This is a genomic window from Mameliella sp. MMSF_3455, assembly GCF_030733205.1.
Lineage (GTDB): Bacteria > Pseudomonadota > Alphaproteobacteria > Rhodobacterales > Rhodobacteraceae > Antarctobacter.
Genome location: NZ_JASHJL010000007.1, coordinates 160,416 through 175,434, shown reverse-complemented (window position 1 = coordinate 175,434; position 15,019 = coordinate 160,416). Strand labels below are relative to the sequence as shown.

At 65.6% G+C, this 15,019-nt stretch carries 13 protein-coding genes; 5 read left to right on the top strand and 8 right to left on the bottom strand.

Annotation, left to right across the window (positions count from 1 at the left end; all coding sequences use genetic code 11):
- Positions 1-15 precede the first annotated feature (15 nt).
- Positions 16-342, bottom strand: a complete 327-nt coding sequence (gene hspQ / locus RBB42_RS07390) for a heat shock protein HspQ (RefSeq protein ID WP_043142221.1) — start codon at positions 340-342, stop codon at positions 16-18.
- 249 nt (positions 343-591) lie between these two features.
- Between hspQ and RBB42_RS07385 the strand changes: the two genes are divergently transcribed.
- A complete protein-coding gene (locus RBB42_RS07385; protein ID WP_306043507.1) occupies positions 592-1,185 on the top strand; it encodes a transglycosylase SLT domain-containing protein in 594 nt (197 codons plus the stop codon).
- Positions 1,186-1,224: 39 nt separating this feature from the next.
- Here the strand turns inward: RBB42_RS07385 and RBB42_RS07380 are convergent, their stop codons facing one another.
- From RBB42_RS07380 to RBB42_RS07365, 4 genes are all read right to left on the bottom strand, one after another.
- Positions 1,225-1,818 carry a LolA family protein gene (locus RBB42_RS07380; RefSeq protein ID WP_305969147.1) on the bottom strand — a complete coding sequence of 198 codons (594 nt, stop codon included), beginning with the start codon at positions 1,816-1,818 and terminating at the stop codon, positions 1,225-1,227.
- A 203-nt stretch (positions 1,819-2,021) separates the two neighbouring features.
- Positions 2,022-5,168: a DNA translocase FtsK gene (locus RBB42_RS07375; RefSeq protein WP_305969148.1), complete on the bottom strand. Its 3,147-nt coding sequence runs from the start codon at positions 5,166-5,168 to the stop codon at positions 2,022-2,024.
- Positions 5,169-5,190: 22 nt separating this feature from the next.
- Positions 5,191-6,369 (bottom strand): aminotransferase class I/II-fold pyridoxal phosphate-dependent enzyme, encoded by a 1,179-nt coding sequence (locus RBB42_RS07370; RefSeq protein ID WP_305969304.1) that lies wholly within the window; start codon positions 6,367-6,369, stop codon positions 5,191-5,193.
- A 140-nt stretch (positions 6,370-6,509) separates the two neighbouring features.
- A complete protein-coding gene (locus tag RBB42_RS07365; RefSeq protein ID WP_305969149.1) occupies positions 6,510-7,838 on the bottom strand; it encodes an amidase in 1,329 nt (442 codons plus the stop codon).
- A 48-nt stretch (positions 7,839-7,886) separates the two neighbouring features.
- Here RBB42_RS07365 and RBB42_RS07360 point away from each other — a divergent pair, with 48 nt between their 5' ends.
- Together RBB42_RS07360 and RBB42_RS07355 are read left to right on the top strand one after the other, a co-directional pair.
- On the top strand, positions 7,887-9,134 hold the full coding sequence (locus tag RBB42_RS07360) for a UbiH/UbiF/VisC/COQ6 family ubiquinone biosynthesis hydroxylase (RefSeq protein WP_305969150.1): 1,248 nt from the start codon (positions 7,887-7,889) through the stop codon (positions 9,132-9,134).
- 73 nt (positions 9,135-9,207) lie between these two features.
- Positions 9,208-9,960 (top strand): SDR family NAD(P)-dependent oxidoreductase, encoded by a 753-nt coding sequence (locus RBB42_RS07355; RefSeq protein ID WP_305969151.1) that lies wholly within the window; start codon positions 9,208-9,210, stop codon positions 9,958-9,960.
- A 66-nt stretch (positions 9,961-10,026) separates the two neighbouring features.
- Here RBB42_RS07355 and RBB42_RS07350 read toward each other — a convergent pair whose 3' ends face one another.
- Positions 10,027-11,556 (bottom strand): hypothetical protein, encoded by a 1,530-nt coding sequence (locus RBB42_RS07350; protein WP_305969152.1) that lies wholly within the window; start codon positions 11,554-11,556, stop codon positions 10,027-10,029.
- Positions 11,557-11,710: 154 nt separating this feature from the next.
- On the opposite strand from RBB42_RS07350, the gene RBB42_RS07345 reads away from it, so the two are divergent.
- Together RBB42_RS07345 and RBB42_RS07340 are read left to right on the top strand one after the other, a co-directional pair.
- Entirely contained in the window at positions 11,711-12,466 is a 756-nt protein-coding gene (locus tag RBB42_RS07345) for an SDR family oxidoreductase (protein ID WP_305969153.1), read from the top strand.
- Positions 12,463-13,071 (top strand): enoyl-CoA hydratase/isomerase family protein, encoded by a 609-nt coding sequence (locus RBB42_RS07340; protein ID WP_305969154.1) that lies wholly within the window; start codon positions 12,463-12,465, stop codon positions 13,069-13,071. Before RBB42_RS07345 ends, RBB42_RS07340 begins: the two co-directional genes overlap by 4 nt.
- Here the strand turns inward: RBB42_RS07340 and choV are convergent.
- A complete protein-coding gene (gene choV / locus RBB42_RS07335) occupies positions 13,068-14,075 on the bottom strand; it encodes a choline ABC transporter ATP-binding protein (RefSeq protein WP_306043625.1) in 1,008 nt (335 codons plus the stop codon). The two genes, RBB42_RS07340 and choV, sit on opposite strands and share 4 nt — an antisense overlap.
- Positions 14,072-14,905: a choline ABC transporter permease subunit gene (choW, locus tag RBB42_RS07330; RefSeq protein WP_305969156.1), complete on the bottom strand. Its 834-nt coding sequence runs from the start codon at positions 14,903-14,905 to the stop codon at positions 14,072-14,074. Before choW ends, choV begins: the two co-directional genes overlap by 4 nt.
- Positions 14,906-15,019 lie beyond the last annotated feature (114 nt).

The window sequence follows — 15,019 nt, the reverse complement described above, 5'->3', positions numbered from 1 at the left end:
ACCGGTACGGCCCGCTCAGTTCATCTGGAAATGCAGCGCGTAAGAACCATCCTCGAAGGCGCCGAAGAGATCGGGAATATCGGGATGGTCCACCGGCTCGCCGGAATAGTCGGCGACGAGGTTCTGTTCGGACACATAGGCCACGTAAAAGCTCTGATCGTTTTCCGCCAACAGATGATAGAAGGGCTGCTTCTTGGACGGGCGGCTGTCCTCGGGGATGGATTCGTACCATTCCTCGGTGTTGGAGAATTCGGGATCGACATCGAACACCACGCCCCGGAAGGGGTGCTTGCGGTGGCGGACAACCTGACCCAAGTGATATTTCGCGCGATTGTGCAACATAACGAACCTCTTCCTGCCTCCTTGATACCGTTTCCGCCAGTGTCTTGTCCAACTTTCGCCTCAAATTGGCGGGAAACACTCTGTGAAACACACGCCAACAGTGCAATTCATGCGGCAAGGACACAGGTTTCCCGACGCCATGCCTGGTAACAGCGGCCACCCGCTGGACGTGAGGAAATGTGATTCCCTCGCCCGGCGCAATCAGCTAAAATGAGCATCAATAAAAAGACAAAGCGAGGCGAGTGGCAAATGAGCAGAGTCCTTCGCGCCTTGGTGATCGTGCTTCTGGCGGCCTCCTGTGGGGGTGGCGGCGGATCTGGCACGTCTCCGCGCAACCTGGACAACGCCTGTTCGATTCTCGAACAGCGACCCGGATATTATCGTGCCTTCCGCAGTGCCGAACGGCGCTGGGGCGTACCAGTGCACGTCCAGATGGCAACGATCTACCAGGAGAGCAAGTTCGACAGCGACGCGCGAACCCCCTTCCGGTACAGCCTGGGCGTGATCCCGATCGGCCGGCAAAGCTCGGCCTTCGGTTACAGCCAGGCGCTGGACGGCACCTGGGACGAATACCTGGCCGACGTGGGCCGGCGTGGCGCGCGCCGCGACAACATCCGCGACGCGACTGATTTCATGGGCTGGTACATGGATCTGTCGCGCAAGGAGCTTGGCATCCCGATGTCTGACGCGCGGCGCCACTACCTTGCCTACCACGAGGGGCGCGCAGGCTATCGTCGGGGCAGCTACAACGCCAAGTCCTGGCTGCTGCGCGTCTCGACCCAGGTCGGCGAGCGCGCGGTGCTCTACGAACGGCAACTCCGGAACTGCCGCGCCGCACGGTAAGGCGGACGTGCGGCCCCCGCGCGGGGCCGCACGATCAGCTCAGCGTTTGAGCTTGGACAGTTCCTTGTCGATCGAGAAGACGCTGTTGGGCAGATCGGCCTTTTCCAGCCCGCCGAGGATCACCGTGGTCTGGCTGCCATTGCCGTCGGTGATGATCCACTGCCGCAATTCCACCGGTGCGCCGGTGAACTTCATCTGGATGGTGCCATAATCCGGATTGTCCGGATCCTGCGCGGTGACGGTTGTCGCCGTGCCGTCGTACCCATGCCCCACCACCATGCCGGCGCGGCTCAGATCCACCTGGCGCGCCAGGATGATCGACAGCGGCGTCTGGCGCAGCGGATAGGTGTCCGGTCGGGCACCCAGCTTGCGATCGAGGATATAGACCGCCCCGGCACTGGCCATGACCAGTGCCCGCTCCGGCGGGTTATAGTCGAAACGCACCTTGCCCGGACGCTTGATCGCGATGTCGCCGGTCGAGATCGTGCCGTCGGCATTGATCTGGGTGAATATGCCCGTGGCCGAGGTGATCGAGTTCAGGTAACGCGAGATCTCGTTCAGAGAGAGTTGTTGCGCCGAGAGCGGCGCGGCAAGGGTGACAAACGCCAGGGTGGCGAAAAGGGTGCGGAGCATCTTTGGTCCTTCCTGCTCGGATTGCCCGCTGACATGGCACAGCGCGCGGCGCTATGCGATAGCAGGCCTCTTGCAGGTCAATATCGGGGCGGAAAGCCGCCCCTTCAATGCCCTCGCCGCCCCTGCTTCTTCTCTGCAAAAATACTCCGGGGGTGAATGCGCCGTAGGCGCAGAGGGGGCCGCGCCCCCTCCATGCTCCGGTCTCAGGCCTGTTCCGGCACCAGGATTTCGCGCTTGCCGACATGGTTGGCGGGGCTGACGACGCCCTCGTCCTCCATCTGCTCGACCAGGCGCGCGGCCTTGTTGTAGCCGATGCCCAGCTTGCGCTGGATGTAGGAGGTCGAACACTTCCGATCCTTGATGACGATCTGCACCGCCTGATCGTAAAGCGCATCCTCGCCGCCGGTATTGCCCCCGGTGTTCAGGCCCAGCACCGCGTCGATGTTGTCGGCCTTTTCCTCGTCGGGGCCGGAAACGACCCCGCCGACATATTCCGGCGGACCGAAAGCCTTGAGGTGGTTGACGATTTCCTCGACTTCCTCGTCCGACACGAACGGCCCGTGGCAACGGGTGATCTTGGCCCCGCCCGCCATGTAGAGCATGTCGCCCATGCCCAGCAGTTGCTCGGCCCCCATCTCACCCAGGATGGTGCGGCTGTCGATCTTGGACGTCACCTGGAAGGAAATCCGGGTGGGGAAGTTGGCCTTGATCGTACCGGTGATGACATCGACCGAGGGGCGCTGCGTGGCCATGATCAGGTGGATGCCCGAAGCACGCGCCATCTGCGCAAGACGCTGGATGCAGGCCTCGATCTCTTTCCCCGCGACCATCATCAGGTCGGCCATCTCGTCGACGATGACCACGATGTAGGGCATCTTCTTGGGTTCGAATTCCTCGGTCTCGAACACCGGTTCGCCGGTCTCATCGTCGAAGCCGGTCTGAACCGTGCGGCTGAACATCTCGCCCTTGGACAGCGCATCTTCGACCCGGCTGTTGTAGCCGTCGATGTTCCGCACGCCCATCTTGGACATCTTGCGATAGCGGTCCTCCATTTCGCCCACGACCCATTTCAGCGCGACGACGGCCTTTTTCGGATCGGTCACAACGGGCGACAGCAGGTGCGGGATGCCGTCATAGACGGAGAGTTCCAGCATCTTGGGGTCGATCATCACCAGCCGCAGGTCTTCCGGCGACAGCTTGTAGAGCAGCGACAGGATCATGGTGTTGATCGCCACCGACTTGCCCGAGCCGGTGGTCCCCGCGATGAGCAGGTGGGGCATCTTGGCAAGGTTGGCCACCAGAGGCTCGCCGCCGATGTTCTTGCCCAAGGCCAGCGGCAGCTTGTGCTTGCCGTCACCGTAGTCGCGGCCCGCCAGAATCTCGCGGAACGAGACCATCTCGCGGTTGTCATTGGGCAGTTCGATGCCGATCACGCTGCGGCCCGGCACGGTCGAGACACGGGCCGAGAGCGCCGACATGGACCGTGCGATGTCGTCGGCCAGGCCGATGACGCGGCTGGCCTTCAGGCCCGGCGCGGGTTCCAGTTCGTACATGGTGACAACCGGGCCGGGGCGAACGCTGACGATCTCGCCCTTGATGCCATAGTCGTCCAGCACGGTTTCCAGCATCCGGGCGTTTTCCTCCAGCGCCTCGTCGGACAGGACATGGCGCTCGATCTTGTCCGGCGACATGAGCAGCGAAAGCGGCGGCAGTTCGTATTCCGGCTTGTCGTCGTCAAAGCGCAGTTGCGGCTGGGCCTCGGCCTGGGCCCGTCTTGAGGGCTGCACGGGCTTGCGCACCGGCTGCTGGACCACCTTCTTGGGTTCCGGCAGCGGCACGGCGGCTCGCTGCTGCGGCGCGGCCTGCGGGGCCGGTTCCGGCTGGTAGTCGTCGCTCAGCACCTCGGCCTCGTCCGCGTAGTCGTCCTCGACGTCATCCTGGGCGCCGTAGTCGTCGAAATCGCTGAGGTCCGAGTAGAGTTCGGCATCCACCTCGGGTTCCGCGACCGGGATACGCGGCAGAACGCGCGGCGCCGGTTCCGCAGCCTCTTCCGCGATGGGCGCGGTCCGGGGGGCCGGTGCCATTTCCGGCGCGGGCGCAGGTTCGGCGGCGGTGAGGCGCGGCTCGGGCGGCAACGGGCGGTCTGCCGCGGTCAACGGCGGTTCGGGCGGCAGCGCAGGCTGGCGCGGCGTGTCGCGAAAGACGATGGGTTGCGGACCATAGCCACGCCCCTTGGTCAACGGCTTGTCTGCCATGATGCCGGGTGTCTGGCGCCCCGGCAGCACCGTGCTGCGGGATTTCACCGCACGGGCGATCTTGGCGCGAATGCGATCCTCTCCCGGCACGTCGACGTCATGGTCGATCAGCTCCTCGACCAGCTCGGGTTCCGGCAGCGGATCGGGGTCCGCCCGGCGGATCATGCGCGACAGAAAGCCCTGTTTCTCGGGCTGCGGTGCAGGAGCTTCTTCGAGGATGTCCTCGTCCGGGTCATAGAACCCTGCCTCGGGCGAAGGCGGCACGCCCATGTCCGCACGCAGCACGCGCGAGGCAGGCGGCACTGCGGCGGGCGCCGGTTCGGCGGTGGCGAGAAGATCGGCCTCTTGCGCGGCTTCGGCGGCGGCGGCCCGACGCTCGGCCCGGGCGGCGCGGCGTTCGGCATTGGCGGCCTGCATCCGCTGCGCCATCGTCATCGTGCCGCTGGCGCCCCGTCCCATCAGGCGCACCAGCGTCGCGTAGGTCATGACCAGGCTGACCAGCAGGAAGCGACCCAGCGATTTAAGCTCCTCGCGGGTAAAGCCCAGCACGAAGGCGCCCAGCGCGAGGATTCCGGCGCCCAGCCCCAGCTGCATGATCTTCAGTCCCGTCGCCGGGGCAAAGGGCAGCACGTTGAGAGCAGAGCCCATCATCATGTCACCAAAAAGCCCGCCAAGGCCAAAGTGGTGCGTCCATCCGGCGGATTCGTGCAGGCCCGAGGCATAGACCGCACAAAGCGCCACCCAGATGGGCGAGAAGATCAGGCAGGAAAAGGCGCGGCCATTGCCCTGGTGCAGGGCCAGGCGCCCCCCCCAGGCCAGGAAGACGGCTGCCAGCGCCCAGGTCCCGAGGCCGATGATCATGAACAGCGGCGCGGCGACATAGGCACCAAGCCGCCCCATCCAGTTCTGCACCGGCGCGTCCGTGGCCGACAGCCAGGACGGATCATCCGGCGTGTACGAGGCGATCATGGCCGCCACCATCAGCCCCAGCGCAACCAGCGCCAGCCCGATCAGCTCGCGACCGCGCTTTTCCAGCGTCGCGGCGGTGTTGGTGTCGAACAGGGGATCACGGCCCCGTGCCTGGAAAGATGCCATCTTCGCCTCGTCTTTTTTTTAATTATGTGAACAGGCAGTCCCGGATCCGGGTCAGCCCATCCCTTGTCTCGTCCTGAGGCGCGACAAGCGCCGCGCGGATGTACCCCTGTCCCGGGTTTCCATCCGCCGTGTCGCGCGACAGGTAGGCGCCGGGCAGGACCCGGACGCCGGTTTCCGTCCACAGCTTGAACGTCGCCGCCTCGCCGTCCTCGACCGGCAACCAGACGAACATGCCCGCCCGCGGGGACATGTAGCCCGGGACATTGCCCAGGATCTCGTCCGCCAGGGCGTATTTCTGCGCCCACAGCGCACGGTTCTCGCGCACATGTTCCTCGTCCGTCCAGAGCGCCTCTGACACATGTTGCAGAGGCAACGGCACCGGGGCGCCGGAATAGGCCCGCAGCTGGCGCAGGCGCGCGATGCTTTCGGGCCCGCCCGCCACGAAACCGGAGCGCAGGCCCGGCAGGTTCGAGCGTTTGGACAGCGAATGCAGCGACAGCACCCGTTCGGGATGTGCGCCCATCGCCGCGGCCACCTCCAGCGCGCCGGCGGGCGGCGTGTCGCGGTACAGCTCGGCGTAACATTCATCGGCCACGATCTGGAAGTCGTGCTTTTCCGCAAGGCCGATCAATTCGCGCCAATAGGCCTCGTCCGCCATGACCCCCTGCGGGTTGGCGGGCGAGCAGATGTAGCACAGCGCGGTGCGGTCCAGAACCTCGGCCGGCAGGCCGGCAAAGTCCGGCAGGTGCCCGGTCTCGGCGGTGGCGGGCGCAAAGACAGGATCGGCCCCGACCGAAATCGCCGAGATCATGTAGACTTGGTAGAACGGGTTGGGCATCAGCACCGCCGGGCGCTGGCCCCGCTTCTGCTCGGGGCAAAGCGCCATGCCGATATTGTACAGCCCCTCGCGCGTGCCGTTCAGGTTCATGACCTGCGTCGCCGGATCGAGGCTGACGCCGTAACGCCGGTTCAGCCAGCCCGCGATGGCGCCGCGCAGCTCTGCGGTGCCTTCGTTCGGCGGGTAGCGGCCGAAATCGGCGGCATGGCGCGCGATGATCTCGGAAATCCATGCCGGAAACGGGTGTTTCGGCTCTCCGATGGACATGTGCAGCACAGAACCGCCCGGATCATGATGATCCAGAAGCGCGCGCAGGCGCGGGAACGCATAGGCCGGTAGGTTCGAAAACCGCTCGGGGAACATCGTGACTGCCTCAATAAGTAGCGGGATCATTCGCGTGCCCCGCGTTTGTCCGCAGGATACGGAAAAACGAGGGGTTCTGTCCAGAATCAAGGACCTGCAGGGGGGCGCTGTGGCGCCAAAGACGCAGTGGCGCGGAAATCTCAGCCGATGGCGGCCTCGGCGGCGGCAGCGATCCGCAACAGGTGATGTTCGCCCATCGGCGTGCCCATCAACGAGATGCCGCAGGACGGTATGCCGGTCGGCAGGGTGACAATGGCGCCACCGATCAGGTTGCCGATCCGCGTGTTGCGCAGGGTGCGCAGGTTGGCCTGCACATAGGTCTCGCCCAGTTCCATCAGGGTTTCGACCTTTTCCGGCAGGTTCGGCGCGGTCGGGCACAGGACAGCGTCATAGCCCGCCGTCACCTCGGCCCAGCGGGCGCGCATGGCGTGCACGGTTTTCCAGCCGGCAACGAAATCGGCAGCGGAATGCGCGGCGCCGGCCTCGAATCGCTCGCGGATGGGCGCGAACATGACATCTGGCTGGGCCATGATCTCGTCGCGCCAGGTCGCCCAAGCCTCCGAGGTGTAGAGCATGGCAGACTGTTCGTGTGGCGTGATGATCTCGGGGAAGTCCAGTTCCTCGATGGTGGCCCCTGCGGCGCGCAGCTTGTCCAGCGCAGCGGCGTATGCCTGCGCCGGGGCTGGGTCCAGGTCGTCCATGACCACGGTCTGCAGCGCGGCGAACCTGCGTCCCTTCAGGCTGGTCCCGCGCAGGTCGGGCGCGGGCGCGCCTTCAAGCGCCGAGAGCATCAGCGCCGCATCTTCGACCGTGCGGCACAGCGGCCCAACCGTGTCGAAACTGGCGATCAACGGGACCGCGCCGTCCAGGCTGAGCCTGCCGGAGGTGGTCTTGAGGCCCACGAGGTCATTCCAGCAGGCCGGCAGTCGCACGGACCCGCCCGTGTCAGAGCCGACGCCTGCTGGCGCCAGCCCGAAGGCGACCGAGGCCGCGGCTCCGGAGGACGACCCGCCCGCCACCGCTTCGGGATCGTTCACGCAGGGCGCGGTGGCCGTCACCGGGTTCAGACCAAGACCGGAAAAGGCCAGTTCGGACAGGTGGGTCTTGCCCAGGCATACAAGCCCGTTCTGCGTCGCCGTCCGCAGCACCTCGGCATCGCGGGCGGGGATGCGGCCAGCCAACAGAGCAGAGCCAGCCTCGGTCACCGTGCCTGCGGTATCGAAGAGGTCTTTCCAGCTGATCGGCACACCGTCCAGAGGATGCATCCGCAATCCACGCTCGGCCCGGGATTTCGCCGCGGCAGCCTCGGCGAGGGCGCGGTCGGGGGTCAGCCGGGCATAGATCCGGTCACGCAGGGGGTGAGCGTTGATTTCATTCAGGAAATGCTCGGTCAACGCGACCGGGTCGATTTCTTTCCTGCCGATCCCTCGTCCCAGGTCCGCGGCATTCATCTCTGTCCAATTCGTCATGCTTGTCTTTCCTGTCCTCGCGCGGCGACGGTAGCGGCAGGCGGGCGCATGGACAATCCCGCGCGCAAGTTCATATTGCGGCTCATGGAACATGACCTGATCATCGTCGGCGGCGGACTGAACGGCCCCGCCCTTGCCTTGGCCGCGGCGCAGGCCGGGTTGAGCAGTTGCGTGGTGGATGCGCTGCCCCTCGACACGAGGGCGGCGGAGGATTTCGATGGCCGTTCCTACGCGCTGGCAAGGTCGTCGCAGCGGATGCTGGACCGGCTGGGGATCTGGGGAGCGCTGGCCGATCACGCCCAGCCGATGAACAAGATCAAGGTTTCGGACGGACGCGTGGGCGATGCAGGCGTCTTCCTGGGCCTGCATTTCGACAGTGCCGAGATCGAGGACGGCCCGATGGGCTACATGGTCGAGGACCGCTACCTGCGCCGCGCCCTGTTGGTCGCGCTGTCGGCATCGGACCTGATCGAGCATCGCGCCGAAAGCCTTGTCACCGCGCAGGAGGTCACGCCCGAGGGCGCGGCGGTCACTCTGGCGGATGGGACCGTGCTGCGCGGGCGGCTGATCGTGGGCGCGGACGGGCAGAAAAGCGGTGTCGCGCGCCGGGCAGGCATCCGGCGGATGGGCTGGACCTATGGTCAGACAGCGCTCGTCTGCGCCATCGCGCATGAGGAACCGCATCACGGCGTGGCGCATCAATTGTTCCTGCCCGCCGGACCGCTGGCCATCCTGCCGCTGACCGGCAACCGTTCCAGCATCGTCTGGAGCGAAACCGACGCGCGGGCCAAGGCCATCAACGCCTTGCCGGACGCAGAGTACCTTGAAGTGCTGCGCCCGCGCTTCGGCGACTTCCTGGGCGAGATCTCCCTGGCCGGCGCGCGATTCACCTATCCGCTGACCCTGTCGCTGGCCCGGGCCTTCGTGGCGGACCGGGTGGCGCTGGTGGGGGATGCAGCGCACCGGATGCATCCGATCGCGGGCCAGGGGCTGAACGCGGGACTGCGCGACGTCGCCGTGCTGGCACATGTGATCACACATGCAGCGCGGCGCGGAGAGGACATCGCGGCGCCGGGCGTGCTGGACCGCTACACGCAGTGGCGGCGGTTCGACACGGCGACGCTCGCCGCCTCCACCGACCTGTTCAACCGGTTGTTTTCAAATGACAACCCGCTTCTGCGGGCCGCGCGCGACATCGGCATGGCGGCGATCAATGCCGCCCCCAACTTGCGACGCGGTTTCATCCGCGAGGCGGCCGGGTTGACCGGCGACCTGCCTGACCTCATGCGGGCATGACACGCGTCTGACGGGGCTTCCCCCCGATCTGCGGCCTGCCTAGAGTGCCCGGCAGAAGATCGGGAGGACATCAATGGACAAGAAATGCGCAATCGTCACCGGCGCCGCGCGCGGTATCGGCCTGGCCACGGCGGACCTGTTCCTGGAGAACGGCTGGCAGGTGGCGATGCTGGATCGCGACGGGGACGAGTTGCTGAAGCAGACCGCCACGCGCGAAAACGTGCTGCCGCTGGTACGGGACGTGTCGAACCCGCAGGACGTGGCCGCGATGGTGCGCGAGGCGCATGGCTGGGCCGGCCGCATCGACGCGCTGATCAACAACGCGGGCGTTGCCGAATTCGGCCCCATCGAAGACTGCGATTTCGCGATGTGGCGACGGGTGATGGAAACCAACCTGGACGGCGTCTTCCTCTGTTCGCAGGCAGTCACGCCTTACCTCAAGGACACGCATGGGGCCATCGTCAACATCGCCTCGATCAGCGGGTTGCGCGCCTCGACGCTGCGGGTGGCCTATGGCACCTCGAAGGCGGCGGTCGTCCACCTGACCAAGCAGCACGCCGCCGAGCTGGGCGAATTCGGCATCCGGGTCAACTGTGTCGCACCGGGGCCGGTCAAGACCAAGCTGTCGATCGCCGTGCACAGCCCCGAGATCATCCAAGCCTACCACGACTCGATTCCGCTGAACCGCTACGGCAGCGAACGCGAGCTGGCCGAGGTGATCGTCTTTCTGGCCTCGGAGAAAGCGTCCTACGTCAGTGGTCAGATCGTGTCGGTGGACGGTGGGTTCGATTCCACGGGCGTGGGCCTGCCGGCTTTGCGGGCCTGAGCCACATCAAAGGAACGAAAAAGGGCGGGGATATCCCCGCCCTTTTGCTGGCCCCGAACAGGCCTCTTACTGGATACGTTGGCCGTTGGCCAGAACGTGACCCTCGGCGTTGACCTCGATGGTCGACGTCGCGGTGTCGGGGTCGGTGCCGGGCACGGTGAACATCGACATCATCATGCGGAAGCCCATCGCGTCCTCTTCGGGCAGCAAGCCCATCGAGATCAGGCTGTCGACAAGGCCGTTCGCACCCGCGATCGACACGTCCAGCTTGCCCTCGGGACGCGGAACGCCGCCGAATGTCTGCAGGTCGGTGTTGTCGAAGGTGAAGGCGCCCGAGCCCTTGACCATCGCGCCCACCGCATCGACCACGAGGGTGTTGAGCGTCAGCGAGTTCAGCTCACCCGGCATACCGCCGGTCATGCCCAGCTTTTCCATCGACTCGGGGTCCAGCAGGCTGACGAAGGGCGTGACCATCGCGTCCAGGCTGAAGGCAACGGTGGCCGGATCGCGGGGCAGCACCTGGCCCGGGTCAAAGATGTTCCACAGCATGTCGTCCATCGTGAACTCGCCAAGGGTCAGCGACAGCGACGCCGGGCGGGGCTCTTCGGACGGAGAAAGCGGCATCACCAGAGAGAAACCGGCCTCGCCCAGGGCTGCGTTGATCGGCAGCGGCAGTTCCGGGCCGGCCATTGCAACGGTCTGATCCAAAGCCGAGAGGCTGTAGGACAGGTCGGTTTCCGACACGGCCACGCCGAACTGGCCACCGGAAGAGCTGAACATGCCGGTGGTCGGGCCGTCGCCTTCGTCGAGGCTGAACTCGGTCTTGCCGCCGTTGTGCTTGAGCACCGCGTCGACCATGCCGCCGTTCTTGAACATCGAAGTCGGGTCGTCGACGTCCAGATCCAGCGGCAGGCGGGTGGTGCCCGTGCTGCTGAGACCGGCAAGGTTCATCGAGAACGCAAAGGCCTCGTCTCCATCGGGTTCGTCGAAACTGACGTCGATGGCCAAGTCGCCCATCGTCATATCCTGTTCGATGCTGCGCATCACATCGTCCAACATGATGTGCGAGGTGCCCGACAGCGGCCCCATGCTCATCGTTGCGCTGATGATGTCGCGGCCGTATTCCTCGTTGTCCTCGTGGTTGAAGACACGGGTCAGTTCCAGCGCGACACGCTCGCCCGAGTAGGTGTAGGTCAGATCACCAGGGTTGCCCGAGACCAGCATCTCGAGGTCGGTGTGGGTCATTTCCAGCGCGACTTCGCCGACAACCTCGTCACCGTCTTCGACAAAATAGACCATGACCTCGCCCACCTCGGGGTAGGTGATCGCGACGCTGCCTTCGCCGGCTTCGGCAAAGGTCATCGGCGGCATGGTCACGCGGACAAGGCCATCCTCTTCGGGGATGGTCACGACCATCGTCATGTCCGAGATCACCAGCGACGAACCTTCCATCGTCTCGGTCGCGGTGATCTGGTAGCCGAAGTTGGACATGTAGGCTTCGAAGTCGTCCCAGACCTGCTGGGGCGTGACATCGGCCCAAGCCTGTCCGGCCATAGCAACAATGGCCAGCGCCGAGGCTGTTGCGTAGCGTTTCATAATCTCTCCTCTCTGTCGGGGCAAACGAATGTATGCAGTGTCAAGGCCTTCCGAGGGCCGGTCAAGGGACTGGATTCCATACTATTGAGCGATTACGACAGTTGCGAGACGCCTTTTTGTGGCGCAATTCACCTATTTTAGCAGGAGACCGGGCATGAGCAGCGATCTGAACGGAAAGACGGTGCTGATCACGGGCGCAAGCCGCGGGATCGGGGCCGAGGCGGCGCGGGCATTCGCCGCGGCGGGGGCACGGGTGGCGCTGGTGGCGCGCACTGCCGAGGCAATCGCGGACCTGGCCGGCGAGATCGGCGAACAGGCGGTGGCGATCCCCTGCGACATTGCCCGCTACTGGGAGGTCGAACAGGCGGTGTCCAAGTGCCTGCAGGCGCATGGGGGGCTGGACATCCTGGTGAACAACGCCGGGGTGATCGAACCCGTGGCACGCATGGCCGATGCCGATCCCGAGGCCTGGGGCGAAGTCATCGACATCAATCTCAAGGGGGTGTTCCATGGCATGCGCGCGGCGCTGCCCGTCATGCTCGAAGCCGGTGGCGGCACGGTGCTGACCATCGGGTCCGGCGCGGCACATGGCCCGGTCGAAGGCTGGTCGCACTACTGTTCATCCAAGGCCGGCGCGCTGATGCTGACCCGGATGATGGACAAGGAATACCGCGACCAGGGGATGCGGGCGATCTCGCTCTCGCCCGGGACGGTGGCCACGCAGATGCAGCGCGAGATCAAGGCCAGCGGCATCAACCCGGTCAGCCAGCTTGACTGGTCGGCCCATATCCCGCCCGAGTGGGTTGCGAAAACCCTGGTCTGGATGTGTTCGGACGCGGCGGACGGCTGGCTGGGGGACGAGGTTTCCCTGCGGGACGAGAGCATTCGCAAGGCCGTGGGACTGGCATGATCCGGCTGGATCGCGACGGCGGGCTGTGGATCGCCACCATCGACCGGCCGGAAAAGGCCAATTCTCTGACCGCCTGGATGCTCGAAGAGCTGTGCGACATCGCCGAGGATGCGCAGACGGGCGCGCGGGCGCTGGTGCTGACCGGCGCGGGAAAGGTCTTTTCTGCCGGTGCAGACCTGGAGGCGGCCAAGTCCGGGCTGGCGGTCTCGCCCCTGTGGGAGCGGCTGTCGGGGGCAATCGCCCGGCACCCAGGCCTGACGATCTGCGCCTTGAACGGCACCGTTGCAGGCGGGGCGATGGGCATGGCACTGGCCTGTGATCTGCGGATTTCCGTCCCCGGCGCCAAGATCTTTTACCCGGTGATGAAGCTGGGCTTTCTTCCCCAGCCGTCGGACCCCAGCCGCCTGGTGGCACTGGTGGGGCCGTCCCGGGCCAAGATGATCCTGATGGCAGGCCAGAAGATCCCCGTCGAAGAGGCGCAAACCTGGGGCCTTGTCGACCGGCTGGTCGAGGGCGACCTGCTGGACGAGGCGCGCGCGCTGACCGCCGACACGGTGGACGCCGGGCCGGACCACGCCCGCGCGATCAAGGGGCTGATCGTCTAGGTCCCCGAGCAGAGCCGGGCGATCACGCTGTCGGCGGTCACACGCCCCAGCGCTTCCCCCGCTTCGGTCACGGTCAACGGACCGTCCTTCAGCCTTGGCATCAGGTCGCGGATCGGCGTTTCCGCCGCGACCTCGATGGACCCGGCGCCGGCTTCCATCACGTCGCGCGCGGTCAGCACGCCCAGCGGGTTCATGTTGGCGACGAAGTCGGCGACGTAATCCGATGCGGGGTTCGAGAAAATCTCGCGCGGGGTGCCGGTCTGAACGATGCGGCCACCTTCCATGATGGCGATGCGATTGCCGATCTTGAAGGCCTCGTCGAGGTCATGGCTGACAAACAGGATGGTACGTTTCAGCTCGCTCTGCAGGTCCAGCAGTTCGTCCTGAAGACGGCTGCGGATCAGCGGATCCAGGGCGGAAAACGGCTCGTCCATCAGAAGGATCGGCGCATCGGTGGCAAAGGCGCGGGCAAGGCCGACGCGTTGCTGCATCCCGCCCGACAGTTCGCCCACCTTGCGATCCCCCCAGTCCGCCAGGCCCACAAGCGCCAGCTGGCGCTCGACGGTCCGGGCGCGATCCGCGGCCCCCTGCCCCGCCAGTTCGAGGCCGAAACCCACGTTTTCGGCCACCGTGCGCCAGGGGAGCAGGCCGAACTGCTGAAAGACCATCGCGACATGCCCCTGCCGGACACGACGCAGGGCGCTCTTGGAACAATTGGTGACATCCGTCACCTCGTCCCCGCAGGTCACCCGCACCGCGCCCCGGCTGACCTTGTTCAACCCGTTGACCGCGCGCAACAGCGTCGACTTGCCCGACCCCGACAGCCCCATGAGAACGACGATTTCGCCTTCCTCCACGTCGAGCGAGCAGTTGTGCGCCCCGAGGACCTGCCCGGTTTCGGACTGGATCTCTGCCCGGTCCTTGCCTTCATCGGCCAGAGGCAGGGCCCGCTTGGGGTGGTCGCCGAAGATGATTGAGACGTTATCAAAGGAAACAGCGGTCATTTGCCACCCACCCGCAGCGCACGATCAAGCATGATGGCGACGACGACGATGATCAGCCCCGCTTCGAACCCGAGACCCGTGTCGACCCGGTTCAGCGCGCGCACAACCGGCACGCCCAGCCCGTCGGCGCCCACCAGCGCCGCGATCACAACCATCGACAGCGACAGCATGATGGTCTGGTTCAGCCCGGCCATGATCTGCGGCAGCGCGCTTGGCAGCTCGACCTTCCACAGCTTCTGTCCGGGCGTGGCGCCGAAGGCATCCGCAGCCTCCAAAAGCGACTTGGGTGTCGAGGATATGCCGAGATGCGTCAGGCGTATGGGCGCGGGCACGACAAAGATCACGGTTGCGATCAGGCCCGGCACCATGCCGATCCCGAAAAAGACGATGGCCGGGATCAGGTAGACGAAGGTGGGCAGCGTCTGCATCAGGTCGAGAACCGGACGGAGGAACCGATAGAGGCCGGGATTGTGGGCGGCAAAGATGCCGATGGGCACGCCCACCCCCATGCAGACCACGCAGGCCGAGAGCACCAGAGTCAGGCTTTCGGTCGTTTCTTCCCAGTACCCCTGGTTGAGAATGAAGAGAAAGCCAAGCAAGACCATTAGCGGCACCTGCCAACTGCGGTGCAACGCGGCGGTGGCGGCGGCGAACAGCAGCACGACCAGCATCTCGTGCGGCGTCTGCAGAAGCCACAGGATCGCGTCGATCAGCGCCTCCATCGCCACGGCCATGCCGTCGAAAAACCATCCTCCGTGTTCCTGCAACCAGTCGAAGACCGCCTCCGCGGCATCACCTACGGGGAGCTTGTGCTCGGTCAGCCAGTCCAAATGTCATCCCTTTCCGTTCCCGGGCCAAGCATGGGGGCTGTTCGGTCAGATGTGAAGCGGGTTTAGCGATTGACGCTTGGTGACGGGCGCCCGACGTGCGAGCCTGAGAACATG